Raw genomic sequence first — 26,345 nt, forward strand, 5'->3', positions numbered from 1 at the left:
GCGCGGCTTTGTTGTGTCCGAAAGAGGTGCTTGGCAAAAGCTTTGAAAGCTCATCCTGTCAGGTGCGAGCGGGTCGCGATCGGTCGGCACCGTCAGATCACTCCGCTTGCTGAATAGTGTCTAAGCGGAGAAACGCGGTCAGGCGGTGGAGAATGCTTTCGATCACTGGTAGTTGCTCCTGCTTTTTGGCGGGATCGAACAGCACGAGTTTGTTGATGTGTAAAGTCTTATGCTTGCGCTCCGCTTTGAGGTCGATCGTGCCAATCAGGTTGCCGCCGACCAGGATGGGCAGGGCAAAGTAGCCGAATTTGCGCTGCGCTTGCGGAACGTAGCTTTCGAGGCGGAACTCGGTGTCGAATATTTTTTCCAAGCGCGGGCGATGCCAGATCAGATTGTCGAAGGGGGAGAGGAAGGTGGCATGGGTCGGCTCCTCGGACAGTGGGAGCAGATCGGCGTCTTCGGGCAGCATGTAGTAGGGCTCCGCATCCCCTTCCACGCGCACTTGCAAAAACTCAGCGAGCACGGGGCGCACCGTTTCGCGTTTGAAGCGGAAATAGTCGGCCACGTCGCGCTCGGTCGCTGCGCCCAGCGCAGACAAAGCCAGCCGGACGTAGCGGCGCACCGTCTCCTCGATCGTCACGTCTTGGTGCAGAAGTTCTGCGGGCACCTGATCTTCGATGCGGACGTAGACTTTGTGAAACTTGGTGTCGCGCACCACGCCGATCTCGCCGCTGCGCCACAGCTCGTCTAAGGCGCGGCGCACCGGGCTCAGCTGCCAAGTGTCTTTGGACGTCTTGGGCAGATCTAACTCGCTGGCCGCTTGCTGTCCGGTCAGCGAGCCGCGCGCATGAATCGCTGTGAGCAGGCGGTCGTGCAGCTCGGTGCGTGCGACCCGAGATGTTTGGAAGTGCTTCAAGAACGGTTGCATGTAGACGTGCTCTTTCATCGGCAACACCGACAAGGCGTGCAGATAGTGCTCAAACATCTGCCCCTGCTCGTAAAATTGATGGAACCACTCGCTTTGAAACTCTTTCATTCGCGACCAGAAGATCAGATGTTGGCTGCGCGTGACCACATTGAGCGTGTCGAGTTGCACACAGCCCAATTTTTCAAAAATCTGTCGAGCTGCTTCTGGTGTGGCAGCAGTCGGCGTGTGGTACAAGCCTTGCTTATACAGCGCGAGTCGTTTGACGTCTTCTTTGGTGAGTGTCAGCAAAAAATCCTCCCCTTGTGTATCTGATAAGGGGAGGATTTCCATTTCCAAGTCATATCTTCCTGCTTGCGGGCCGCTCAAAACGGTTTGGCGCGGCTCAAGATGTGCTCACAGCGTTTCTTTTTTCTTTCTTGGCTTGGTCTTGCGTCTGGACAGGCGGACCCTGACAATCGTTTCGGTCAAGGTGTGCTTGGAGATCATGTCGGGAGTCAGCTTGCCTTGTGCGGTCAGGATCGAGTAGTCGAACGGTGTTTTCAACTCATCTTTGGCGATGAGCAGTTCTTGGGCGAGCGCGTCTTTGTCAAAATTGTCTTTGACGTATGCTTTCTTCGACAGGACCGCATATTCGCCATTGGGAAGTTGCAACACCATGTCGTCTTCTTCGGAGTCTTCAAAAAACTGCTCGATCTCTTCGAACAGGAGCTTATTTTCTTCTTTGCGCTCCTTCTCGATCTCTTTGTTTTGGAAATAGCGAAGGATTTTATCTTCTAATTGAAGCTTGCGAGTTGCCTGTGCTTCCTCTTCAACGGACAGGTCCTGCACTTCGATATCGGTTACATCCACATCTGCCATGCGTTTGATCACTCCCATTTATAAGGGTACAAGTTCCATCATAACGGAGATCGTTTCGGAAGAAAAGACTATGCAAAAGTTAGGTCTTGCGGAATTGTTAGAATATGAAACTGTGATTATTTAAGGTTAAAAAATGATAATATAAAGCGAGTGGAGGTTTTGTGAAGAAAATTGTTTGATCTGGATCTGACTGTCGAACAGCTTTCGATCACTCCGGAGGCGCTTGTGTTGCTCGGGATGCTCGATCGCGGGCAACACGAGTGGGATGCTGTCTTTCTGATCACGTAAAGTGACCTTTTCCAAAAGGGTCGCTTTTTTTCTTGTAAGAGGAATGATAGAATTTATAGCGATGATTCTTGAAGAGAACGGGGCTACGTGAATGAGCACACTAACCATCGATCAAATAGAACAAGTACAAGCCAAGGCGCAACAGGACAATCTGCCGCGCGCCTTGACCCTCCTCCGCGAACGGATGGAGGTGGCAGGGGATGAGAAAAATGCCGCGAAGGTGGCGGAGCTTGCCGCCAAGTTGGCGGGGGAGACTTTGCTGTCGCTTTCTGCGGGCATTTCTCCGCCGGAAAATCGAGCATGATCAATCAACTGCTCGGTGCGGATATCTTGCCGTCCAGCCCGATTCCGACATCGGCTAACATCGTGGAGATCAAAGGCGGCGCGCACAAGCAGGCGCTCGCCTACCTCACCGACGGCGATGCGATCGAGTTTGACCTCGAGACGGAGCTGGAGCAGATCAAGAACTACGCCGCTGACGGCAACAAAGTGGTGAAGATCGAGATCACCCACCCGAGCAAACTGCTCAGCGAGCACGTCTCGGTGATGGATACGCCGGGGATCGACTCGACTGATGATGCGCATAAAGTATCGACCGAATCGGCTTTGCATTTGGCCGATGTGATTTTTTATGTCATGGACTACAACCATGTCCAGTCGGAGTTGAATTTTTCATTTACCAAGACGCTGAAAGACCGTGGGAAACCGGTCTATCTCGTCGTGAATCAGATCGACAAGCATATGGATTTTGAGCTTGATTTTGAGGAGTACCGCGACAGTGTGCGTGAAGGGTTTGCCACGTGGGGCATCGAGCCGGACGGGTTGTTCTTCACCTCGTTGATGGAAGCGGACCATGAGGAGAACATGTACGACCAACTGGAGGACAAGCTCCACCAATTGTTTGCCGACAAAGCGGCTTTGCTGTCCAACAGCGTGGTCGCTTCCGCTCTGTACCTGATCGAAGAACATGCCAAGGTGCGGGCCGCCAAAAATGCGGAACGCAAAGCGGAACTGCGCGCTGTGCTGGACAGCTTTGGCGAAGATACTGAGGAGATTGTCGGTCAGGCTCAGGTCCTGCAAGAGGAGTACTCAGTATGGCTTGCCGCACCAGAAGCGCTCGCCGAAGATCTCAAAAAGGCGGTCGGGTCGCTGCTCGACAACGCCAAGATCACTCCGTTCCAAACGACCGAAAAGGCAGGTGCTTATGTAGCCAGCCGCCGTCCCGGCTTCAAAGTCGGCTTTCTTTTTGGCAACGCCAAGAAGACGCAAGAGGAGATCGACAACCGCCTGCAAGCGCTGTACAGCGATTTGCAAGACAAGGTGCAGACCAACATCGACTGGCACATCCGCGGAATTTTGGTGCAAGCGGTCGAACGCTTCAACCTGCATGATGAAGCGTTTCACAAAGCGGTCGCCGATACGTTCCATGTTGACTTCCAACCGGAACTGCTCGCGGCGGCGGTCAAAGAAGGCGGTCTGTCGTCCGATGAATACATGTACCAGTATGCAAAAGACATCGCAGCGGAGATCAAGTCGCTCTACCGCCGCGAAGCGCAGCGCTTCATCGAAATGGGGGTCGCCCTCGCGAAACGCCGTGCCGAAACGGATGGCGCACAGCATCGCGACCTGATCGCCAAAGCTGAGCAGATCGGGGCGGCGTTGACCGAGATCGAGGCGCTCAACCGGGCGGAGCAAGGCGATGTAGACTCGTTAATCGGTATTTTGTCAGGGAAGGGTGCGTAAGTCATGGAAGATTTCAAATCACAACTAGGCGCCACCGCCAACCGTCTGCGCAGCGCCGCAGACAGCATCGGTGCGATCACTGGCTTTAAAGGTATGGCAGCGGGGATGAACCAGCGGGCGGAGCGTTTGGAGCAGAACTTGTTTACCGTTGCGCTGTTTGGTGCGTTTTCGGCGGGGAAGTCGTCCTTTGCCAACGCCTTGATGGGTGAGATGGTGCTCCCCGTCTCGCCCAATCCGACCACCGCAGCGATCAATAAGATATTACCGCCAACCTCAACCTACCCGCATGGTGCGGTGCGCGTGAAGCTCAAAGCGGAGGCGGACATCACCTTGGACGTGCAGCAGTCGCTCGCCGTCTTCGGCCTGTCTGCACCGAGCGTGGAGGAGTCGTTGGCGGTGATCGCAACGCTCGATCCGAGTCGGGTGTTGCCCAATGCCAAACCGCACTTTTCGTTCTTGAAAGCGGTGTCTAAAGGGCTGGCTGCGCTGCAGGAACAGCTCGGGCAAGAGGTGATCGTCGATCTCAAGGAGTTCAAGTCGTTCGTCGCCAAAGAGGAGAAAGCGTGCTTTGTCGAGTGGATCGAACTCTATTACGATTGCCCGCTGACCCGTCAAGGCATCACGTTGGTCGATACGCCGGGGGCGGACTCGATCAACGCACGCCACACGGGCGTTGCGTTCAACTACATCAAGAACGCCGATGCGGTGCTCTTTGTCACCTATTACAACCATGCGTTTTCCAACGCGGACCGCGAGTTCCTGATTCAGTTGGGCCGCGTGAAAGATACGTTTGAGATGGACAAGATGTTCTTCGTCGTCAACGCGGCCGACTTGGCCAAAGACGAGGAAGAAATGCAGGGTGTGGTGCAACACGTTCGCAAGAACCTCGTCTCCTGCGGAATCTCGATGCCGCGCATCTATCCGGTTTCCTCGCAAACTGCCCTGCTCGCTCGCCTGCATGAAAAGGGCGAGTTGAAAGGATCGGCAGAAAAAGTGTACCGTCAGCGCACCGGCTCCGGAGAAGGTGAACTGCTGTCCGCACAAGCCGCGTTAAAGCTGTCTGGGATCACCGAGTTTGAAAAAGATTTCCTATCCTTCACCATCTCCGAACTGACGCAGATTGCGGTCGGCTCGGCGGAAGCGGAGATCGGGCGCGCCCTGCACGCCTTGGAGGAACTGATCGCTTCGGCAACCGAAGATGAGTCGGTGCGCCATGAGAAACTGCGGGCGGCAGAGCAGGCCCAAGCGCAGGCCCACCTTGCGATCGAAGCGCTCGATGCCTCGCCGGAAGCAAAAGCGCTGCAAAAAGAGGTCGATGAGCTGATCTACTATGTCCGCCAGCGGCTGTTCTTCCGCTTTGGCGACCTGTTCAAAGAATCGTTCAACCCGGCGGTACTGCAAGATGACGGGCGCGACCTGAAAGCGGCGCTGAAAGGGTCGCTCGATGAGTTGGCACGCTTCATCGGGTACAACTTGGGGCAGGAGATGCGGGCGACATCGCTTCGCTTGGAGAAGTTTATCAATCAGAACGGCAAGCGCATCCGCGACCGTCTCTGCCAAAGCGTCGTCGATGCGGGCGCTAAGACCTCATTCGAAGCGTATGAGGCGCGCGCGTTTGAAACGCTGTCATTTGGCGACACGATGGAACAGTACGACTCGGCCCATTTTTCCAAAGCGCTCGGTCTGTTTAAGAGCGCCAAAGACTTTTTTGAAAAAAATGGTCGTCAGGCGGTGCAGGAAGCGTTGGAACTTGCGATGCAAGCACCGGTCGGATCGTATCTGGAAGCGGCCGCTGTGCGGTACAAAGGCGAGTACGGCGCAGAGCTTAACGGGGTGGCCGGAGCGTTGCAGCGTGAGACATCGCAACAGGTGGATGAATATTTTGCCGGACTGTTCGAGGCGCTCTCTGCTCAGGTCGATGTGGTACAATTGAGCAGTGCGCGTGACCATTTACAAAGCTTGACCCAAGCGTAGCGAAAGGGGTAACTCTTATGATCAAACGTTTTGCTGCCATCTGGTTAGGATTGGCGCTGGTCTTTTTCTTGTTCAGTTTCTTTAGCTCAGATGAATTGCCGAACACATTTGGCGAAATCTACGGGATCTTGTACATCTGGTTGTTGTGGATGTTCCCGGTTGCCTGTCTGATCGAACTGGTGATCAATCTGGTGAAGAAGCGCAAGCAAAAATAACTGCCACAACAGGGCACACTTTCTAATGCGAAGGTGTGCTTTTTTACTGGACAGAATCGGAATCAAAATGATATCATGTGTGTATAGAATTTAGACAATTTAGAGGAGGTTTTGTTCATGCAAGAAAAGCGGACGATGGCATGGAACGGCTTCTTAGGGCTGTTGCTGATCGTGGTGTTGCTGGTAGCTGGCGTACTGGCGATTGCGACCGAAGAGCTTGCCCTAGGCATCTTGGGTGGCATTGCGATTTTCGCGGCGCTTGTGCTGTTTACTGGCGTCTTCGTCGTACAGCCCAATCAGGCCCGCGCAATGGTGTTCTTCGGGAACTACAAAGGTTCGGTGCGCGAACCTGGCTTCTACTTGACGATTCCATTTACCTCGAAACCGAACGTATCGCTGAAGGTGCGCAATTTCAATTCCAAACAGCTGAAAGTAAACGATGTGGTCGGTAACCCGATCGAGATCGCAGCCGTGATCGTCTTTAAAGTGGTCGATTCGGCCAAAGCGCTGTTTGAGGTCGATAATTATATGCAGTTTGTGGAAATTCAGAGCGAGACGGCGCTACGCCACATCGCTTCGCTCCATCCGTATGATAATTATGACACGGATGGCACGTCCTTGCGCGGCAATACGGAAGAAGTGGCGGTCGAACTGCAGCGCGATCTGCAAGCGCGTCTGGCCGTAGCAGGTGTGGAGGTGTTGGAAGCGCGTTTGACGCACCTCGCCTACTCGCCGGAAATCGCCGGTGCGATGTTGCAGCGTCAACAGGCGGCTGCGATCGTGGCAGCTCGTGAAAAGATCGTGGAAGGTGCGGTCGGAATGGTGCAGATGGCAATCGACAAGCTGAAGGCGGACGGGGTCATCGAACTTGATGAGGAGCGCAAAGCGGCGATGATCAACAACCTGATGGTGGCGATCGTCTCCGAGAAACCGTCTCAGCCGATCGTCAACGCGGGGTCCATTTACTAGGTCCTGCCGATGACGAAGAAAAAGCAGTTTCCGCTACGCCTCGACCCCAAGCTCTATGAGGCGCTGGAACGTTGGGCGAACGACGAGTTTCGAAGCGTGAACAGCCATGTCGAATATCTGTTGCAGGAAGCGGCCAAGAAAGCGGGCCGTCTGAAAGAAAAAGGGAACTGATCTTGTGATCAGTTCCCTTTTTTCATTGATCTGCCGTATTGACCATATGGTGGGCAGTTTGGATGAAGCGTTCGTACATATAGTCGGCAATCGGGCCTTCCAACCCGATTTCGTCCATCGCTTCCCGCATGCAGCCGAGCCAAAATTTGGCGCGCTCCGGGGTGATGGCAAACGGCATGTGGCGAGCGCGGAGCATCGGGTGGCCGTGCTGTTCGGAGAACAGTTGTGGACCACCGAAAAATTGGGTCAGGAACATATATTGTTTGTCGGCCGTCTCGGTCAAGTCTTCAGGAAACAGGTCTTTGAGTCCGGGGTGTGCCCCGACTCGTTTGTAAAAGGCATCGACCAGACGACGGATCGTCTCGCCGCCACCGATCATTTCATAAATCGTTTTTTGCGGATTGTCCAACAGGGTAGACTCCTTTCGCTAACGAGCTGATTCCTACATTTTAACACAGTTCGAAGGGGATGATGTGAGGGGAAGGAAAGGAGCGTGGAGAATGTTTCTGGTCTCAAATATTTGATTGACTAAAACATTTAGTGGCTATATCATATTCCAAGGGGAGGCGATGGCGCTGTGCGTGAGAAGCTCGAAGCACAATTTGTGAAGTTTTTCAGGCGAGCAATCGCCGAATATCGGCAAGAACTCAACCGGGACTTATCGGGCCCGCAAGTGCAGATACTCGAGCTTTTGGAGTGGTATGGTCCTTCCAATGTATCGCACTTGGCCGAGCGATTGTATGTGACGTGCGGTGCTGTGACGCTGTTGGCAGATAAGATGCAGAAAGCGGGCTATCTGACTCGGGAGCGCTCAGAGCAGGACCGTCGCGTGGTGATGGTGTCGCTCACCGAAAAAGGGCGCGAGCTGCTGACCGAGGCGAGAGAGATACGCGCGCGATTGTTTACAAGATACTTTGGCAGATTGACCGCAGACGAGCTGAACGATCTGGCCAATTTATTTAACAAAATGGAACACTACATCGAGGGGGAAGATCATGGAAGAGTTAGATAAACGCACAAAAATCATGATCATGCTCGCGATCATGGCGAGCATGCTGTTTGCATCGCTCAACCAGACAATCGTCGGCACCGCCTTGCCGCGCATTGTCGCAGAGCTAGGCGGCATGGAGTATTATTCATGGGTCTTTACGATCTACATGCTGACCTCGTCGGTGACGGGGCTTCTAGTTGGTAAGCTGTCCGACATGTATGGACGCAAGCCGTTTATTTTGGTCGGTTTGCTCTTGTTTATGATTGGTGCATTTTTGACGGGGACGTCCCAAGATATCATTCAAATGATCTTGTACCGTGGTTTGCAAGGCTTTGGCGGCGGCTTTATCATGTCCACCGCATTCTCGGCGATCGGTGACCTGTTCCCGCCCCGTGAACGCGGGAAATGGCAAGGCTTGATGGGTGCGGTGTTCGGGATGTCTGCTGTGATCGGGCCGTTCCTGGGCGGTTGGATCGTTGACAATGCAGACTGGAAATGGGTGTTCTGGGTCAACCTGCCGATCGGTGTGATCGCGTTCTTGCTGATCATGCGCCTGTTCCCGAAAAAGACGGGGAATGTCTCCGGTCGCGTGGACTATGCAGGTGCTGTCTTCGTCTCAGGGTTACTCGTGTCGCTTTTGCTCGCCTTCTCGTGGGGCGGATCGAAGTATGAGTGGAATTCGATGATGATCATCGGTTTGTTTGCAGCTGCGGTCGTCGCTTTGCTGTTGTTCATCTGGGCGGAAAGCCGCGCCGAACAGCCGGTGCTACCGTTGTCGCTCTTTAAAAACAGTATTTTCAACATCGCGAATCTGATCGGCTTCCTGACCGGGGTGGCGATGTTCGGTTCGATCATGTATATCCCGCTGTTTGTACAAGGTGTGGTCGGCACTTCGGCGACCGCATCCGGTTTGGTGACGATGCCGATGATGATCGCGATGGTGGCCGCTTCGGCGCTGTCTGGGCAACTGACGAGCCGCACGGGCCGCTATAAGGCGATGGCGTTGGTCGGCGGCGTGGTGCTTGCGATCGGCATGTTCATGTTGACCCGCATGTCTACCGAAACGACCAACCTGATGGCTTCGATCGACATGATCGTCGTCGGTGCAGGTCTTGGTTTCTCGATGCCGATCTTGATGCTCGCCGTGCAAAACGCTACACCGCAAAAACTGCTCGGCGTCACTTCGTCTGCCGTGCAACTGTTCCGTCAGATCGGCGGTACGGTCGGCGTGGCGATCATGGGCACGCTGATGAACAACAAGATTCAAGAGGAACTGACGACGATTATGCCTGATCAAGTCAAACAGTTCTTGGCTGCTCCTGAGATGGCTACACATGCTAAAGCGCTGACCAATCCGCAATTGTTGGTCGCACCGGCACAGTTGGAAGCGATTCGCTCCGCATTGCCAGCGCAGGTACTGCCGATCTTTGATCAGTTGATCGAGGCGTTGAAGACGGCGCTGGTCGGAGGTCTGGATGTGGTGTTTTTCGTCGGCTTTATCATCGCGCTTGTGGCGCTGGTCGTCACGTTCTTCCTGAAAGAGATTCCGCTGCGCACTTCGAATAAAGATCCGGAACCGAATGCGAAGCCAGATTTGAACAAACCGGATATGCAACCGTCCGGCTCCTGATGGAGCCGGGCTTTTTTTGTTATTGACAATGAAAAGTGATTTGATTATCTTCTAATTAGAAGTATATCGAAGGAGATGGTTGGTTTGCAACTCGACCGCATGCTGGAATTTCATAAGGCGCTGGCCGATGCGAATCGTTTGAAGATCGTGATGTTGCTAGCTGCGGGGCCGCTGAGCGGGCAAGAGATCGCAGTCAAGCTGGGACTGACGCCAGCGACGGTGACGCATCACATGAACCTGTTGCGCAACGCGATGGTGGTCAAAGGTGTGCGGGAGAAGAATACGATCTATTTTTATTTGCTTGAACAAGAACTGGAAAGAAAGTCGCAGTCGATTTTGAGGAGGGTGCAACAAGTGAAGCGAACAAGCGGTGGTGAGCGGGAGAAAGTGGTGCAGAATTTTTTGGATGCGAACGGGCGGCTGAAGAGCATTCCGTCGCAGCGGAAGAAGAAGTTGATTATTTTTGAGCATCTGTTACAGGGGCTGGAAGTGGGGCATCCTTACAGTGAAAATGAGATCAATGAGTACATCAACCAGTACCATGAGGATCACTGCACCATTCGTCGCGAATTTGTGATGAACCATTACATGTACCGTGCGGATGGGGTGTACACGTTGAACCCGCCGGAGCTGTGGACGAAGATTGAGTGAGCTAGGTTACAGACAGAAGATCGGGGCAGGGAGAAGTGTTTCGCAAGGCGAAGGATATGGAGGGAATGAACTACAGGAGGTGCTTGTGATGACACAGATGAAGTACAGACGTTTGGGCCGCTCGGGGATGAAAGTTTCGGAAATCGCGCTCGGCTCTTGGCTGACGTACGGCGGCTACACAGAAGATCAGGCAGCGACCGCTTGTATTGACCGGGCGTATGAACTGGGCATCAACTTCTTTGACACGGCAAACGTGTATCGCCGCGGCGATGCAGAGATCGTGGTCGGGAAGGCGTTGGCCAAGTATCCGCGCGATTCCTACGTGTTGGCGACCAAGGCGTTTTGGCCGATGGGTGATGGTCCGAACGACCGTGGTCTTTCGCGCAAACATATCTTTGAGCAGGTTCACGCGTCCTTGAAGCGTTTGAATGTGGAGTATATCGATCTGTGGCAATGCCACCGTTTCGATGTAGAGACACCGCTGGATGAAACGCTTCGCGCGATCGACGACCTGATCACACAGGGGAAAATCCTGTACGCAGGCGTTTCGGAATGGACGGCGACGCAGATTGCCGAAGCTTTACATACCGCAGATAAGCTGTTGTTGGATCGCATCGTGTCCAACCAGCCGCAATATTCGATGTTGCAGCGCTATATCGAACCGGAAATCATTCCGCTGTCTGAACGTGAAGGTGTAGGCCAAGTCGTATGGTCGCCGCTGGCACAAGGCATGCTGACCGGAAAATACAAAAAAGGTGAAGCACTCCCGACAGGCTCCCGTGCAGCGGTCGAAGATCCGAGCGTCTCCGGATCGGTACAACGGTTCTTCACCGACGAGAACTTCAGCAAAGTTGAGCAACTGCGTGCGATCGCCGAGCGCAACAACTGCTCGTTGGCGCAACTTGCGCTGGCTTGGATTCTCCGTCAGCCGAATGTCTCATCGGCCATCATCGGCGCCTCGCGTCCGGAACAGGTAGAAGAGAACGTCAAGGCGCTGGACGTCGTGTTGACCGCCGAAGATCTTGCTTCGATCGAAGCGATTTTGCAAGCGAAATAAGTGCAAGCAGGCAGGCTACCGCAAGGGAAGCCTGCCTTTTTCTGTCTGCTGCATCTGTCAGTGTTTATTGCATCTGCCAGCCAAGGCAACCCTACTCAATGCTCGCGAGTGCGAAACTGCTCCTTGAGGTAGGCGGCCGTTCTTGCGGCCAACGCCATGACGGTGTTGGTCGGATTGCCACCGCCGGAGGTGACAAAAGCGGCGGCGGAACAGATGTAGAGGTTGGGAATGTCGTGGGTTTGGCACCATTTGTTGACGACAGACGTGTCTGGATCGTCCCCCATGCGGCAACCGCCCATCAGGTGGGCTGAGTCGTTGACCACAAACTCAGGTCTGCCGCCTGCCGCTTTGATGATCTCTTTCATCATATACACCGCATGGTCGATCAACTTCAGATCGTTGTCGCCATATGAAAAAGTCACCTTGGGCACGGGCAGTCCATACTCATCCTTATGATCGGTCAACGTCACTCGGTTGTCCGCATGCGGCAACACTTCCCCGACCAGCGTCACCCGAGAGTAGTAGTTGTAGTCGATCATCGTTTCGCGCAACCGTCTGCCCCACAAGCCCGCCTGCACGGCCAAGCCTTTGCCCATCGAAACGGGACGTGCTCCGTGCGCATGCAAGGTGTAGCCGCGCATGAAGCCGCGATCCAAACGCGTCGCATACATCTCCTGTGTCGTGGCAAGCACGGGCGTACCTTTGTACAGGCGAACCTCGTCCTCGAATCTCCCATACACATCATGTGACGAGTGTGGCATGATGTAGCGTCCGACCGTCCCACTGGAGTTGGCCAGACCGTCCGGGTGGCTAGGGGTGGCAGAGGCCAACAGCAGCCGCGGAGTCTCGACGACAAAGGAGGACAGGATGATCACTTTGCCGCGCTGGCGGTACTCCACGCCGTCATGGTTGAAGATCACACTCTGCGCAATGCCTGTCTGATCCAACTCGATCTGCGTGACCATGCAATCGGTCAGGATCTCCGCCCCAGCTGAAATCGCTTTGGGTATGTGGTGCACCAACCCCGAATACTTCGCATTCGGCATACAGCCTTGGTTGCAAAAGCCGCGATTGATACACGGCGGTCGCCCGTCAAACGGGGCGGAGTTGATCGCCAGCGGAGCGACCACGCTTTTGATCCCCAGCGCTTCACACCCGATGCGAAACAGTTCCGCATTGGCAGACAACGGCTCTCGCTCCGGCATCGGGTATGGTCCGCGAAATGGCCCCCACGGAAATTTTTTCGGCCCCGACACGCCGATCGAGCGCTCGATATAGTCATAGTACGGTGCCAAATCGGCATAGCGGATCGGCCAATCCTCGCCGACCCCATCCTGTGTTTTCGTCACGAAGTCGCTTTCATGAAATCGTAAAAACACACCTGTAAAGTGTGTCGTGCCACCGCCGACCCCGCGACCCGAGTTGTTATGCCCCATCTGAAGCGGGTCGTTGCCGCCGACGATGCGCGTGTCTTGCCAGCTTAGTCGCGCCATCGCCAGTTCGTCCGAGGCGAAGTCGGACTGCGGATTCCAAAACGGCCCCGCTTCCAGCACGACCACACGCAATCCGGTCAAACTCAGCTCATACGCCAATACGCCGCCAGCCGCCCCGGCGCCGACGATGACTACATCCGCTTCATCGGGGTATTTGCGGTGGTCGAGGTCATCGAAACGGTGCCCTTCGTAATGACAGACATTGTGATGGATCGGATCGTGACTACGCATCTTGTCTCGCCTCCCAAGGGTCGGTCAAGCCGCGCTCGCTGCGCACATACCCGCGCGGATAGGCCGGTCCCCCGTATCCGATCTCCGACCAGATGGTTGGGTGCGAGTAGTAGGCGCTGACCGTTTCGGAGAGCATGTTTTGAAAAAACGCCTTGGCGGGGATGGGCTGGCCTTCTTGAGCGGGAAGCGCCAAGGTCTCATTTTCCAGCCCGACCAACAGCGCGATTTGTTGCTCGGGCCGAAGCGTCGCGAACAGGTCGCCATGCTCGGCCTGTGCCAACTTGTCGAGCGCGGCCAATCCCTTTTTCACCAGCTCTTGAAAAGGCGGGACTCCTGCCTGGCGCTGCGATTCGCCGACGTCGCTGCTCAATTTCGTGTCCAGATGCTTGACGATAAAATCGAGCAGCTCCTTGCGCCCATCATCGACCAGCAGGTTGGCGATCGCGCGAATCTGCTCTGCTTCCGCCCCGGTCAAGTTGTGCAGCGTGCCGACCACCTCGAACCGCTTTTGTACGATTTCACGCGTGTGATCATCCCATTGCTCCTGCTCTTGCATCACTTGATAACGCGGATAATGCGTTCTGCGTTCCATCCTCCTGCCTCCTTGTTGCGTCCGCTTTACGCCCAGTACAACAAAATCAGCCCGATCACACTGGAAAGGGTGATCAGCCCTGGCAGTGTCGCTGGAGGGCCGACCAGAAAATTGCGCATTTCATACCCGCCGACGCGCTCGCCGACGCCGCGTAGGTGCATGAACGAGCCAAACGCGCCAGCCAGAAGGGAAGCGGCTAGCAACACAGACAGTGCAGCCCGCAGCCATGACAAGTTGGCAAAGGTAAGCGTCACCAGTGCCAGCCCGTCGATCGGGGTGGCCAGCACGGGAATCCACATCGACCAGTGGCGAAAATTTTGGCGGTAGTGGTACATCGTGACCTGAACAAAAATCATGAAAAACATCAGGCCCAGGAGCAGGATCACGACCCGCTCGATCGGCCATCCATACCAGCCTGTCACCATCTTGAAAAACACCTCCACAACCCCTAGGATTGCCAAAAATTCATCCGAATAGAAGACTATTCCTTGCGAAGACTAGACCTACACTCTATAATTCAGGAGAATGCAGAAAAAGAGACAAAGGTGAGATCGAAAACATGCGTATTCGGGGACGTGACAAGCTCATCCGGCAGTACAACTTGCACAAAGAAGCTGGACGGATTGTAGAGATGGCAAGCAATCATCAAGGTCGCTGGCAAGAGCTGTTTGGCAACGACAATCCGATCTATATTGAAATTGGAACGGGGCGCGGCCGCTTTATTGCGACGCACGCAGCCCAAAATCCGGACATCAACTATGTTGGGATCGAGTTGGAACACGAACTGCTTGGCAAAGTTGGCAAAAAGGCGGAAGAGCTTGCGGTCGGCAAAAATTTGCTGTTGACGCCTGCCGACGCTGTGCGCCTGACCGATTTTTTTTCACCGGGCGAGGTAGCACGGATCTACTTGAACTTCTCCGATCCGTGGCCGAAAACACGCCATGCGAAGCGACGTCTGACCTATCGCGACTTCCTACAGTCCTACCGCAGTGTTTTGCAGGCAGGGGGCGCGGTGCACTTTAAGACGGACAACCGCGATCTGTTCCAATTTTCCTTGAACGAATTTGCCGAAGATGATTGGAAAATGTCGGCGATCACACTCGATTTGCACAATAGCCAATGGATGGAAGGCAATGTGATGACCGAGTACGAGGAAAAGTTCTCCTCGCAAGGTATGCCGATCTATCGACTGGAAGCTAGGCCATATCCGAAGCGTCCGGAACACCCCTCTGAGTAGGGGTGTTTTTGCTTGAGCAGGCAAGGCGATTTTTATTTGCTGCAGGATCAGCATAAATGATGGAATCACCCATATATTGAATCCTGTAAGTCGTAAAAGCGACTACATAAATAGAGAGATGGGAAGCCTGTAATGATGTAAACCTGGTGATCGTCCGAGAAAAAGCACTCCGCACACGTTGCGGGGTGTTTTTTCATGCCCAAATATACAATTTGAAATCATAACTTGACATTTGATTCTTTGTTTTATATATAATAAAAATGTAATTTATTAAAATAGAAAGGGAGGATTCGTAATGAATTGGAACAAAAAAGCGGTAGGAGCAACTTTGGCACTTGGGTTGGCTGTATCGGTCAGCCTGCCCGCCTATGCGGGGTCTGCTACCTATGTGGAGCAGGGCCGAGTCGGTACTCCGATCAATCTGCTCGATGAGACGAAGGGGAAAATTGCCACAGCCAACGTTTTGGTAAAAGTGAAGTCGGGTAAGAAAGCCAGCAATATCGCTTTGAAGCATGGAGTGCGGCTCGGTGAACAGCTTGGCACAGGTGACTGGTATGTCTTAGAAGTGCCGAGCGGACGACTCTCCCAAACGCTCGTCAAGCTCAAGCGGGACAAGGAGCTTGAAGCGGTGGAAGTGGACCAGCAAGTCGGCATCACCGGGGAAGAACAGGCTGGCATCATGTTGACGCCGAACGACCCCGCTTTTTCAACTCAGCCCTATCTCAACCTGATTCAAGCCCCGGCAGCGTGGGATGTGACGACCGGCTCCTCCTCGCGCACGATCGCGATCATCGATACGGGTGTCGATCTTGATCATCCCGATCTGATCGGTAAAATTCTGCCGGGCTATGACTTTGTCAACGGTGATAGCATCGCGGACGATGATAACGGTCACGGCACAGCGGTCGCCGGAGTGGCCGCAGCCAGCTCCAACAACTTGACCGACATCACGGGTGTCGATTGGCAGGCCAAAATCTTGCCCGTCAAAGTGTTGAACGCAAGTGGAGCAGGCACTTATTCCAATGTCATCCAAGGTATCTATTACGCAGCCAATAACGGGGCGAACGTGATCAACATGTCGTTCGGTGGTGGCGCCAGCGTATCGCTCCAAGATGCGATCAACTATGCGTACAGCAAAGGATGCATCATCGTCGCTGCGGATGATAGCTACGGGGGCACCGTCATGTATCCGGCCGCGTATGCCAACGTGGTCGGGGTCACCGGACTCAACGCGAGCGGTGTTCCGACAAGCGCGGGAAGTCACATCGACATCGCGGCTCCAGCCACTATGATCAGGACCACCCAGATGGGCGGAGGTACGGCGATTTACTCGGGTGTCTCTTACTCAGCGGCGATCGTCTCCGGTGTGATGAGCCTCGCCTGGTCGTGCAACTTGTCCTATACGAATAGCGTTGTGCAAAACCGTGTGCTCACACAGGTTGACCCGATCCCAGGCAAGCCGTTTGGGCGTGTCAATGCCTATCAAACGGTCTTCGGATTCTAAATGCTACACTGCATTGACAAACGACAAGGGAGGTCATATACGGTGAAAAGCGGGAACAGATGGGCAGGTTTTTTCCTCACGTTGGCGATGGTGACAGCGGTGGTGCCGGCAAGCGGTGCCTCTGCTGAGCAACCGAGCAAGGATCGAGCGGGGAATTCCTATGTGGAAGGCCAGATCCTCGTGAAAGTAAAACCGGGCAAGGATGCTGCTGTGCTTTCGAAAAAACTTGGCGCAAGCGAAGCGAAGTCGCTCGGCGGCGCGGAGTGGAAACTAGTGAAAGTGCCAATGGGGAAAACGGAAGAGTACCTTGCCAAATTCAAAGGGGACTCGGACGTGGCGGCAGCAGAACTTGACTATATCTATACGGCACTTGCTACCACCCCGAACGACCCGCTCTATAGTAGCCAATGGCACTTGCCGAACATCGGCGCTGACGTGATGTGGGATACGAACAGAGGCAGCGCTTCGAATGTGATCGCGATCATCGACACGGGGGTTGACCTCACCCATCCCGATCTGGTCGGCAAGATCGTACCAGGCTACAATTTTGTGGCCATGAATACGAATGCCAACGATGATCAGGGACACGGTACCTTCATGGCCACGCTCGCGGCTGCGAACACCAACAACGCGGTGCTTGGCGCAGGTGTGGACTGGTATGCGAAAATCATGCCAGTCAAAGTGCTTGATGCTACGGGCGGCGGCACGACCTCGACGATCATCAGCGGCGTGCAGTGGGCAGCCGACAATGGCGCGAAGGTCATCAACATGTCGATCGGTGGTGGAAGCTACTCGACAGCGTTTCAAAATGTGATCGACTATGCGTGGAGCAAAGGCGTTGTGCTGACCGCAGCGGCGGGCAGTAGCGGCAGCACGTTGGCGCAATACCCAGCCGCTTACAACAATGTGGTAGCTGTGGCAGCGACCACATCTTCCGATTTGAAAGCATCCTTCAGCTCCTACGGCAGCTGGGTCGATTTTGCCGCACCTGGTTCGAGCATCGTATCGAGCAAGATGGGCGGCGGCTGGACTACCATGTCCGGTTCTTCGACGTCCAGTGCGATCGTCGCTGGTGCTGTCACGCTGGCGTGGTCGAAGTATCCGACTTATACAAATGCAGGCATCATCAGTTATCTGGGCAGCCGAGCGACACCGATAGCAGGCACTGGTACGTATTGGAACTACGGCAAGATCAATTTGCGTTAACAAGCAGGGTCGAGCAGAACACCTCTGATCAAGAGGTGTTCTTTTCTTGTTTCCATAAGCGAATCATCATTTAGGAAAATAAATTTAAAACAAATTCAACGAACGAATATACAAATAAAAGGTTTGTTCCATTAGATAAGTAGAAAGTAAAATAATTAGAGATAACGAAAACGGCTGAAAATTGGCGAAACGATAAGAAAACAGGTTCAATGGTGGGTGTATTTGAATAATTCCTGATTTGTATTAATGAATTATAAGATATACAATATAGTCAGAAGGTGAAAAAACCTTCACAATATAAATAAAGGGGGCCATTAAAATGGCGAAGTTCAACAAATTCGCAACTGCGTTCGTGGCAGTCGCAATGACCGCATCCCTGCTTCCGGTAGCAGGCGTTTCCGCAGCATCTGCGGACGTAAAACCGGCTGTAGTAGCAAACACCACCGGTACTGACCAACTCATCGTTACGTTCAAAGCTGGCAAAACAGACGTATCTGCGTCTGTAGCAAAAGCTCACGGCGCATCGGTGAAGAAAACCACCGCTACTGGCAAGAAGATCCTGAAAGTTGATGCTGACAAAGCGGCTGACGTTCTCGCTCAACTGAAAGCTGACCCGAACGTTGAATCTGCAGAATTCGACCAAATCCTGTCGGTCGATGTAACTACGCCGAACGATCCGTCCTACGGCAGCCAATACCACTTGACTCGCATCCAAGCGAACTCCGCTTGGGACTTCTATACAGGTTCTACTGCAGTTAAAATCGCAATCGTTGACACCGGCGTTGACTTGACTCACCCGGACCTGTCTTCCAAAATCGTTGCTGGTTACAACTTCGTAAGCGGCACTACGAACGCGAACGATGACCACGGCCACGGTACGCACTGCGCAGGTATCGCAGCTGCTAACACCAACAACTCCACGAACGGTGCAGGTGTTGACTGGAACGCTCGTATCATGCCGGTTAAAGTTCTGAACGCAGCTGGTTCGGGCTACACTTCCGACATCTCCGCTGGCGTACGTTGGGCTGCTGACAACGGCGCGAAAGTAATCTCCATGTCCTTGGGCGGCGGCAGCTACTCCGCTAGCTTCCAAGCGGATATCGACTACGCATGGGGCAAAGGTGCTGTTATCGTAGCGGCTGCTGGTAACAACGGCAACACGGCTGTTCAATACCCGGCTAACTACAACAACGTTGTGTCCGTTGCTGCAACCACCAGCACTGACGGAAAAGCTTCCTTCTCCACCTACGGCACTTGGGTTGACATCGCTGCTCCGGGCAACGCGATCCTCTCCACTGCTAGAGGCGGCGGCATGACCACGATGTCCGGTACCTCGATGGCTACTCCGGTAGTTGCAGGTGTTGCAGGTCTGGTATGGCAGCGCTACGGCACTTCCGCTTCCCCGGCAACCATCGTTAACAAGATCCATTCGACTGCTGACGTGATCACCGGCACCGGTTCCTGGTGGATCCATGGCCGCGTAAACGCATACAAAGCGGTTACTCTGTAATCGATCTATATGAGCGGAAAGGCACCCTGATCATCAGGGTGCCTTTCTATTATGTAAACCAATTTCGGCGGCATGTGCACCATGTCCGGTACTTCACGAGCAACAACCGAAAGCCACCACTTAGCCTTTCGTGGCAAGTGGGTCGTTTTTTTCTGATTGATTGAAGTAGTAATGACCAAACGTGCGTCTACATAGATGGAGAACTGAGATGAAACTGTGGAAGGAGGAGTCTGAATGAAAGCGATCAAAATCACAGCAGCGACCGTGCTGATATGCTTGATACTAGGTGCGGCGCTCAGCGCGTACACTTGGTTCAACCGAGAAGCGCGGGATTATGACGAACATACAACGTTTGACGGAAACAAAGTGACAGCGGTTCAAGTCCGAGCCTTTAGCACCGATGTCAACCTTTTGAAATCGAACGATGACAACGTACATGTGGATTTCACCGGCCAAGTGCTGCGCGGCGGAATTGGCGGCCGGGAGTACGAACTGAACACAGACCTGCAAGGAGAAACGCTGTCGATCGAACTCCGGCACAAATCGCATTTCCAGCTCGGAATCTTGGAGGAGCGCAATCTCCGCCTTGAGGTGCGCGTCCCGGAGAAATTGTACAATGAGCTGAGCGTCACCACAGCTTCTGGGGATGTGCAAGCAACAGGGCAGCAAGCTGAGACCATGACGATCAAAACGTCATCGGGCGATATTCGAGGGCGGGACCTGCAAGGCAAGCGTTTGCAGGTTAGTAGCACGTCGGGCGAACAGGATTTGCAAAATATGATCGGGGAAGTGCATCTGGAAAGCACGTCAGGCGACATCACCTTGCGCAAATGGACCGGAGAGCGGATCGAAGTGCAGTCCAGCTCAGGTGAGCAACGCCTGCTCGATCTGACCGGGAAAGTGCGCGCGCACGCCACCTCTGGTAATCTCCGCATCGGGATGATCGCGCTACATGAAGGAATCGATCTGTTGACCACTTCTGGCGATGTCGAACTGCTTCTGCCGACCACAGCCTTTTACAAACTGAACTTCCGCTCCGCGTCAGGGAATGCGAGCGTTGCTTTCCCGATGGATGCGTCTGTCAAAGAGGATCATCGGCTGACGGCAACCATTGGCGATGGCGGACCGACAGTCCAGATCGAAACGTCGAGCGGAGATCTGCGCATTCTGAAAGATTGAGTTAGCAGGCGGGGACATGAGCGCCCTGCCTATTTTTACTCTCGACCGTCAGATCACACGAGTTTACTACGTATCCATTAGTAAGAAGCGAGCAGGTATGGCAAAAAGTCAGAATATTGAGTATAATAAAACAAAGAAGGGGGGGATGTTGATGGCCAAGCAGAATTGGGACGCCGAATACTGCGATGTCAGCATGGAACTGCAGAAGTCCGATCTGGAGCAATTTTTGGGAAAGCTGGTGCAAAGCGGTGCCAGCATGCACTGGCGGGAAGGGCAGGACGGCGTGATCCTCAAGGTGATCACCGCCATCGATAAACAGGAGTTCCGCTTCGCTCAGCAAGCCGGAAAGTTTATCCTGACCGGAACGTATCACCTGCATGATATGGGGTTGATTCAAGCGTTTCAATTTACTTTGTTTCGTGCAAGAGGATGTGCCGTGATCAAACATTTTACGGAAGGGCCGATCTTGATTTCAAAAATAACGAATGGGGAGGCGCAATCGATTATGGAACTCAATGGACCACGTAAAAAAGTTGTGTACGAAAAACCGATTCATGTGTCGAGTGAAGATGTGATCAAAGCGTTTAAAAGCCAAGCGATCGCCAAACGAATTCCTGTGTTGCGGCTGGAGTTGGACTATGAACTGGTCTCGTTGCAAGATGCGATTGCAGCGGAAGATCATGTGGAGATGAATCGTGTCAAAGTTCGGCTCGAAGAACTGCGGCGCGAGATGATGATCTATGAGGTGTTTCCACAAAAAATTGCCGGAGGTACACAGCCGAAGTGATGGAGCTTACAATTGAATGCCAGCTGAAAAGGTGACAGGGACGTTCCAAACTCGCGTGGAGAGGAAACCCTGTCGCCTTTTTGTCTGTCAGGCTTCAAGCTGTGGGATGGCCTTGTCGTGCTCGCCTAGCACGATAGCATGTTGTCGAGTACGATAGCAAGAGATAGCAAGATATGTAACAAATTTTTCGCAGAACCGGCGGGGAAACTATCCCTGTGTAGCTTTCCCAAAAGGAGCGTGTAAACAGATGACGATGAAGTTTGTGAACGATCTCTACAGCCACTACAGAGAACAACTGGTCGGTGATGAGGAAGATGCGGTCGTCATCGTCTCTGGGATCTTGGAAGAGTTAAAAAGCGATCATTTGCTCGACATCATTCGGCAGATGAATCGCCAAGAACTGTACGAAATGTTAGGGCGCTATCTGGTCGAACAACTGCGTGAGAAAATGACCAAAGAGGGGGTCGGCAAGCACCGAGGAGAAATTACCACCTCGAGCGGTGACATCCATTGAGCGTGCAGGGACGGGAGCCCAAGGCGTTTGTTGCCCGCGCCCAACAACGTTTCCGTAGACTAAAACGGGGTTCAGAGGGTACCATCTTACATGCAGAGTCTAATGAGATGGGAGCGGGGACGATGGATGACAAGCAAGCGATGATGAAACAGGGAGAACGTGGTGCATGGATCAGCATAGTGGCCTATCTGATTTTGTCTGCACTGAAGCTGTTCATCGGCTACGTGTCCGATTCGAAAGCTCTGTTTGCCGACGGGTTGAATAACTCGACGGACATCGTAGCTTCAGTCGCCGTGCTGGTGGGTCTGCGCATTGCGCGCAAACCTGCCGATGAAGACCACAAATACGGTCATTATCGGGCGGAGACGGTGGCGACGTTCATCGCGGCGCTGATCATGGCGGGCGTAGGCATCAATGTGTTGTGGGATGCGATACAGAGCATGATCCACCGCGACTTTGCCGTGCCAGATCCGATTGGGATGTGGGTGGCTCTGTTCTCGGCTGGCGTCATGCTGTTTGTCGGGCAGTACAATCTACGCCTTGGCAAGCGGATCAAGTCCCAGGCGGTGCTGGCCGCAGCAGCGGACAACCGTTCGGACGCCTTCGTTTCGATCGGTGCGTTTGTCGGGATTTTGGGTGCCCAGTTCGGATGGCATTGGCTCGATCCGATCGCTGCGCTGTTGGTGGCAGTGATCATATTAAAGACGGCCTATGGGATTTTCCGAGAAGCGACGCACGCCTTGACCGACGGGTATGATGAGGAACATCTGAAACTGCTGGAAGGCATGATCCTATGCGTGCCACAGGTGCGCTCGATCATCGACATCAAAGCCCGCACGCATGGCAGCAATGTGTACGTAGATGCGGTGATCGGTGTCGATGCAGAGCTTACGGTTGGCGAATCGCATGATATCACCGAGCAGATTGAACAGTTGTTGTTTGAAGAGGAGCAGATCGAATATGTCCACATCCATGTCGAACCGGTGGATGATTCGTTAAAATAGGGACACCCTGAGGGGTGTCCTCTCTTTATTTCGGCGGACTGCTCGTGTTGCACGAACAATCAGACATATGATTGTAATAATTCTACAATTGCATTTTGTTCAGGTTTTGCCCATACTAAGACTGTTATCCCCATTTCGCGATATTGCGATTGGGAGAGGATCATGGGAGGTACGTCCAGTGCAGAAAATTCACTTCGTGGGAATCAAAGGCTCAGGGATTAGTGCGCTCGCACAAGTGTACGCACGCATGGGCTGCGAGGTGACCGGTTCGGACACAGACGCGGTTTTCTTTACGGATGAACTGCTGCGCCAGGCTGGCATCACGCAGATCTCCGGACCGTCTGCCCACAATGTACAAGACGCAGATATCGTCTGCCACTCTCCGGCATACGGAGATGATCATATCGAGATTAAAACAGCAAGAGAACTTGGCATCGAAGTGCTGACCTACCCGCAGATGCTTGGCCGTTTGATGGAAAGTCGGATGGAATCGACCGTCACCGTCTCCGGCACGCATGGGAAGACGACGACCACTTCGATGATCGCCAACATGCTCTTGTTTGCCGAACTCGATCCGCTGGCCATCATCGGCAGCAAGAACTACAACATCGGCACCAACGGTCGGTATGGAACTGGCCATCTGGTGGCTGAGGCGTGCGAGTATCGCCGCAATTTTCATAACTATAGCCCTAAAATTGCGATCATCAACAACATCGACTTTGACCATCCGGACTATTTTTCAGGGATCGACGATGTGTTCGATGCCTTTCAGACCTTTGTGGACAAAGTGCCTGAAGATGGTCATTTGATCACTTGGGGAGATCAAGCGCTGTGCCGTCAACTCGTCTCCACAGGTAAGATTCTCTATTTTGGATTGAATCATACAAATGACATCTATGCGACCGATGTGACAGAGCAGCGCGGGATGATCAGCTTCATGGCATGGGAACGCGGACAGCAGCTGGGAACGATTGAGGTGCGCGCGATCGGCGAACATAACGTATTGAATGTGCTCGCTGCGATCACCTTGTCGCGAATCTTGCAGGTTCCGTTCGAGGCGGTACAAAAGTCGTTTACCAATTTTGGCGGGGTGTATCGTCGCTTCGACTATCTCGGCCGTCTGGGCGATGTTGAGGTGTACGATGACTATGCGCATCATCCGAGTGAGATTGAGGCGACGCTCAAAGCGGTGAAGCGTTCGTTCGCACGCGATCACCTGCTCACCGTGTTTCAACCGCACACGGTCTCGCGGACGTTAGCATTCCTCGACGAATTTGCCGACGCGCTGACGCTTTCCGATGAAGTGATGCTGGTCAAGATCTATCAATCGGCTCGTGAAGTGGGCGATCGTGCGGAAGAATTGACCAATCTGCTCGCCGAGCGAATTGCGGCGCGCGGCAAGACCGTTCATCTCGTGAACACACTGGAAGAGGGCACAGAATGGATTTTGCAACAACGTGCCGGAAAAGCGGGCTTGGTGCTGACGATGGGCGCGGGCGACATCCGCGGCATCGGCGAACGATTGATCGCGGTACATGTATAACGAGAAGCAATCATCTGATCATCAGAACCGGGGGGAACCCCGGTTTATTTTTTTGTAACGAAAATCGTTTTCGTGACCACCAATAGTCAGAAAGGGGGCGAGCGCGTGAAAGGAGAGACGGAGAGACTCTTCCGCGAGCTGTACAACGATCATTACGGGGATGTCTACCGTTTTGTGCGGCAGTCGGTACAGCATCGCGAAGAGGTTGAAGATCTCGTGCAAGATATTTTCATTCAAGCATATCGCAATTTTGAAAAATTTCGCGGCGAGTGCGGATATAAGACTTGGCTTTTTGCCATCGCTCACAATCAGCTCAACTCGATGTGGCGCAAGTTTTTCCGGCGAAAACGCATCGCAAAGCAGTATGAACAGGACATCAAAGCGGAAGCAGAAGCGAGCTACACGATGGAGGCCGAATGGGAGCAGCGCTTGCTCAGCAGCGAATTGCATGTGGCGCTTGAACAGTTGTCCGAGCAGTATCGGGAAGTGATCGTGCTGCGCTATCTGCATGATTTTTCGGTGTCCGATGCGGCGATCATCATGAACACGAACGACACGAGGGTGCGTGTGCTGACCCACCGCGCCATCATCAAACTGCGCGACATTTGGGAACGAGGGGAGGAACTTGCATGCAAGATCGAGTCGAACTACCAGAAAGTTTAGAGCGAGCGTTCGAGCAATTGAAAACGACCCCGACCGATTTTGAACTGGCCAAGGAACGGGCGGCCGCTTGGGAGCAGGTGCGGCAAACAGGGCGGCGCCGACTGTTTTGGTCAAAATGGAATCATTTGCTGACAGGAGTTGTCGGTCTTGCCGTGGTAGCACTGGCCATTTTCATCCCCGTGCGGATGGAAGGCTTTCTGTCGAGTGGCCAGCCTCTTCCACCCGAGACCAAAGTGCCGAGCGTCCAATCGGGTGATCAGGATGATTGGAAGCAGAGGGAGACCAAGTACAAATCGCTCGGGTTCACCATGTTCTATCGGTCCCCTGAGCGCAACGTAGAGCTGATCTATAACGCGGAAGCAGTTTTTGTCGTTCAGGATGGCGAGTGGACGCAGTTGTTTGCCTTTACGCCCGACGAGCAGATCAGTTTTTACGGGGAGCGTGACGATTCGATCGCGCTGCTTGTCAAAAATGTTACAAAGCAGCGCGCGAATGTTGAGGATCGCCTGTATCTGCTCGATTTCAACACCTTGCAGGTACAAAAGCTGGCGACAACAGGTGAGATTCTGGTGCAACGAGAAGGGGATATGCGGACAGACAAGGTGATCTTCGCGCAACTCGACCACTCGACCCTAACTCAGCAAATCGTGGCGGCGGAGTGGAAGAGCGGCAAGCTGGACGTTCTGCTCGAAACGAAGGAACGCTATTATAACCAACTTGTGATGGAAGACGAGTATGTGGTGATCAGCAACGGGTATCAGATTCTGTTGAAGCAGGGCGACAAAGAGTGGGTAACGCTCGCCGAGTCGAAAAATGGAACGGCTAAAGTGGTGCGCGCAGAGCAGGGTGTCCTGCATTTTCTTGCCGACTTCGTTCGCGACGAGCCGAACAAGAAAATGACGGGCTGGCAGCATACTTTCTATCAGTACCGCCTGCGAACATATGAATTGATACCGATCATGGCGGCAGGCTCCGAGACGAGAATCATCATGACCGAGACGCCTGGGCCTTACGAGTATCTGGTCTCGACCTGGGGGGAGAATGAACCTTACGAACCGACGACCAGTTCGAAAATGCGCTATGGGAGGTTGCAGTTGTGGCAGGTTGGCGCCGATGGAAAAACGTCGCAAAAAATATGGGATCGGCCCGACGTGAGTTATATGGATCGCGTTCCGATGATCACGGGGCCAGAGACATACCCGACTCGAGTGCTCAAACTGATCCCCGGCCCGGAGAGCAATTGGTCCCTGTCTGTGGACCTGGAGAGCGGAGTGGTCAAAGAAGAAACAAACGTGAAGCAAAACTAGCAGATTGGCACCTCGCGTCTCGTTGCGGGGTGTTTTTCTTTTGCAAGATTGAGGGAACTTTTCTATAATGAAGGGGTTGAGAGTTTACCACGGAACCTGC

27 protein-coding genes are annotated in these 26,345 nt (G+C 53.6%); 21 read left to right on the top strand and 6 right to left on the bottom strand.

Annotated features, from left to right (window positions below; all coding sequences use genetic code 11):
• Window positions 1-97 precede the first annotated feature (97 nt).
• Window positions 98-1,258 (bottom strand): winged helix-turn-helix domain-containing protein, encoded by a 1,161-nt coding sequence (locus tag CIG75_RS04240; protein ID WP_227874409.1) that lies wholly within the window; start codon window positions 1,256-1,258, stop codon window positions 98-100.
• Window positions 1,259-1,321: 63 nt separating this feature from the next.
• Window positions 1,322-1,786 carry a hypothetical protein gene (locus CIG75_RS04245; protein ID WP_094235527.1) on the bottom strand — a complete coding sequence of 155 codons (465 nt, stop codon included), beginning with the start codon at window positions 1,784-1,786 and terminating at the stop codon, window positions 1,322-1,324.
• A 379-nt stretch (window positions 1,787-2,165) separates the two neighbouring features.
• Between CIG75_RS04245 and CIG75_RS04250 the strand changes: the two genes are divergently transcribed.
• From CIG75_RS04250 to CIG75_RS04275, 6 genes are all read left to right on the top strand, one after another.
• Entirely contained in the window at window positions 2,166-2,378 is a 213-nt protein-coding gene (locus CIG75_RS04250; RefSeq protein WP_094235528.1) for a hypothetical protein, read from the top strand.
• On the top strand, window positions 2,375-3,817 hold the full coding sequence (locus CIG75_RS04255; RefSeq protein ID WP_094235529.1) for a dynamin family protein: 1,443 nt from the start codon (window positions 2,375-2,377) through the stop codon (window positions 3,815-3,817). Before CIG75_RS04250 ends, CIG75_RS04255 begins: the two co-directional genes overlap by 4 nt.
• A 3-nt stretch (window positions 3,818-3,820) precedes the next feature.
• Entirely contained in the window at window positions 3,821-5,791 is a 1,971-nt protein-coding gene (locus tag CIG75_RS04260) for a dynamin family protein (protein WP_094235530.1), read from the top strand.
• Window positions 5,792-5,808: 17 nt separating this feature from the next.
• The gene (locus CIG75_RS04265; protein ID WP_094235531.1) at window positions 5,809-6,006 is read left to right on the top strand and encodes a hypothetical protein; all 198 of its coding nucleotides are present in this window, start codon (window positions 5,809-5,811) and stop codon (window positions 6,004-6,006) included.
• 117 nt (window positions 6,007-6,123) lie between these two features.
• Entirely contained in the window at window positions 6,124-6,975 is an 852-nt protein-coding gene (locus tag CIG75_RS04270; protein ID WP_094235532.1) for an SPFH domain-containing protein, read from the top strand.
• A gap of 9 nt (window positions 6,976-6,984) precedes the next feature.
• Window positions 6,985-7,146 (top strand): type II toxin-antitoxin system antitoxin, encoded by a 162-nt coding sequence (locus CIG75_RS04275; RefSeq protein ID WP_094235533.1) that lies wholly within the window; start codon window positions 6,985-6,987, stop codon window positions 7,144-7,146.
• A gap of 22 nt (window positions 7,147-7,168) precedes the next feature.
• On the opposite strand, the gene CIG75_RS04280 is transcribed toward CIG75_RS04275, so the two are convergent.
• The gene (locus tag CIG75_RS04280; protein ID WP_094238329.1) at window positions 7,169-7,525 is read right to left on the bottom strand and encodes a globin domain-containing protein; all 357 of its coding nucleotides are present in this window, start codon (window positions 7,523-7,525) and stop codon (window positions 7,169-7,171) included.
• 198 nt (window positions 7,526-7,723) lie between these two features.
• Between CIG75_RS04280 and CIG75_RS04285 the strand changes: the two genes are divergently transcribed.
• The 4 genes from CIG75_RS04285 to CIG75_RS04300 all read left to right on the top strand — a co-directional run bounded on the left by CIG75_RS04285 (window position 7,724) and on the right by CIG75_RS04300 (window position 11,475).
• A complete protein-coding gene (locus tag CIG75_RS04285; RefSeq protein WP_157729373.1) occupies window positions 7,724-8,158 on the top strand; it encodes a MarR family winged helix-turn-helix transcriptional regulator in 435 nt (144 codons plus the stop codon).
• Window positions 8,142-9,767 carry an MDR family MFS transporter gene (locus CIG75_RS04290; RefSeq protein ID WP_094235535.1) on the top strand — a complete coding sequence of 542 codons (1,626 nt, stop codon included), beginning with the start codon at window positions 8,142-8,144 and terminating at the stop codon, window positions 9,765-9,767. The genes CIG75_RS04285 and CIG75_RS04290 overlap by 17 nt, the downstream gene beginning before the upstream one ends.
• Before the next feature lie 84 nt (window positions 9,768-9,851).
• The gene (locus tag CIG75_RS04295; protein ID WP_094235536.1) at window positions 9,852-10,418 is read left to right on the top strand and encodes a DUF2087 domain-containing protein; all 567 of its coding nucleotides are present in this window, start codon (window positions 9,852-9,854) and stop codon (window positions 10,416-10,418) included.
• Window positions 10,419-10,515: 97 nt separating this feature from the next.
• The gene (locus tag CIG75_RS04300) at window positions 10,516-11,475 is read left to right on the top strand and encodes an aldo/keto reductase family protein (protein ID WP_094238330.1); all 960 of its coding nucleotides are present in this window, start codon (window positions 10,516-10,518) and stop codon (window positions 11,473-11,475) included.
• A 95-nt stretch (window positions 11,476-11,570) separates the two neighbouring features.
• On the opposite strand, the gene CIG75_RS04305 is transcribed toward CIG75_RS04300, so the two are convergent.
• Genes CIG75_RS04305 through CIG75_RS04315 form a run of 3 tightly spaced genes read right to left on the bottom strand, consistent with a single transcriptional unit; the run spans window position 11,571 to window position 14,228 of the window.
• Window positions 11,571-13,199 (bottom strand): GMC family oxidoreductase, encoded by a 1,629-nt coding sequence (locus CIG75_RS04305; protein WP_094235537.1) that lies wholly within the window; start codon window positions 13,197-13,199, stop codon window positions 11,571-11,573.
• Window positions 13,192-13,791, bottom strand: a complete 600-nt coding sequence (locus tag CIG75_RS04310; RefSeq protein ID WP_094235538.1) for a gluconate 2-dehydrogenase subunit 3 family protein — start codon at window positions 13,789-13,791, stop codon at window positions 13,192-13,194. Before CIG75_RS04310 ends, CIG75_RS04305 begins: the two co-directional genes overlap by 8 nt.
• 26 nt (window positions 13,792-13,817) lie before the next feature.
• Entirely contained in the window at window positions 13,818-14,228 is a 411-nt protein-coding gene (locus CIG75_RS04315) for a hypothetical protein (protein ID WP_227874352.1), read from the bottom strand.
• A 128-nt stretch (window positions 14,229-14,356) separates the two neighbouring features.
• On the opposite strand from CIG75_RS04315, the gene trmB reads away from it, so the two are divergent.
• The 11 genes from trmB (at window position 14,357) to CIG75_RS04370 (ending at window position 26,245) form a co-directional block, all read left to right on the top strand.
• Complete coding sequence (gene trmB / locus CIG75_RS04320; protein ID WP_407701283.1) at window positions 14,357-15,028, top strand: tRNA (guanosine(46)-N7)-methyltransferase TrmB; 672 nt, start codon at window positions 14,357-14,359, stop codon at window positions 15,026-15,028.
• A 295-nt stretch (window positions 15,029-15,323) separates the two neighbouring features.
• Window positions 15,324-16,532, top strand: a complete 1,209-nt coding sequence (locus CIG75_RS04325) for a S8 family serine peptidase (RefSeq protein WP_094235541.1) — start codon at window positions 15,324-15,326, stop codon at window positions 16,530-16,532.
• Window positions 16,533-16,574: 42 nt separating this feature from the next.
• Window positions 16,575-17,738, top strand: a complete 1,164-nt coding sequence (locus CIG75_RS04330; RefSeq protein ID WP_157729374.1) for a S8 family serine peptidase — start codon at window positions 16,575-16,577, stop codon at window positions 17,736-17,738.
• Between the two features lie 319 nt (window positions 17,739-18,057).
• On the top strand, window positions 18,058-19,248 hold the full coding sequence (locus CIG75_RS04335; protein ID WP_227874353.1) for a S8 family peptidase: 1,191 nt from the start codon (window positions 18,058-18,060) through the stop codon (window positions 19,246-19,248).
• Window positions 19,249-19,482: 234 nt separating this feature from the next.
• Window positions 19,483-20,427 carry a DUF4097 family beta strand repeat-containing protein gene (locus tag CIG75_RS04340; RefSeq protein ID WP_094235543.1) on the top strand — a complete coding sequence of 315 codons (945 nt, stop codon included), beginning with the start codon at window positions 19,483-19,485 and terminating at the stop codon, window positions 20,425-20,427.
• 151 nt (window positions 20,428-20,578) lie between these two features.
• Complete coding sequence (locus CIG75_RS04345; protein WP_094235544.1) at window positions 20,579-21,214, top strand: hypothetical protein; 636 nt, start codon at window positions 20,579-20,581, stop codon at window positions 21,212-21,214.
• 247 nt (window positions 21,215-21,461) lie between these two features.
• Entirely contained in the window at window positions 21,462-21,728 is a 267-nt protein-coding gene (locus CIG75_RS04350) for a DUF6154 family protein (protein ID WP_227874354.1), read from the top strand.
• A gap of 122 nt (window positions 21,729-21,850) precedes the next feature.
• Window positions 21,851-22,732, top strand: a complete 882-nt coding sequence (locus tag CIG75_RS04355) for a cation diffusion facilitator family transporter (RefSeq protein WP_094235545.1) — start codon at window positions 21,851-21,853, stop codon at window positions 22,730-22,732.
• Window positions 22,733-22,910: 178 nt separating this feature from the next.
• Complete coding sequence (murC, locus tag CIG75_RS04360; protein WP_157729375.1) at window positions 22,911-24,275, top strand: UDP-N-acetylmuramate--L-alanine ligase; 1,365 nt, start codon at window positions 22,911-22,913, stop codon at window positions 24,273-24,275.
• A 105-nt stretch (window positions 24,276-24,380) separates the two neighbouring features.
• On the top strand, window positions 24,381-24,938 hold the full coding sequence (locus CIG75_RS04365) for an RNA polymerase sigma factor (RefSeq protein WP_157729376.1): 558 nt from the start codon (window positions 24,381-24,383) through the stop codon (window positions 24,936-24,938).
• Entirely contained in the window at window positions 24,905-26,245 is a 1,341-nt protein-coding gene (locus tag CIG75_RS04370; protein WP_094235548.1) for a hypothetical protein, read from the top strand. Before CIG75_RS04365 ends, CIG75_RS04370 begins: the two co-directional genes overlap by 34 nt.
• Window positions 26,246-26,345 lie beyond the last annotated feature (100 nt).

The organism is Tumebacillus algifaecis (genome assembly GCF_002243515.1).
GTDB lineage: Bacteria > Bacillota > Bacilli > Tumebacillales > Tumebacillaceae > Tumebacillus_A > Tumebacillus_A algifaecis.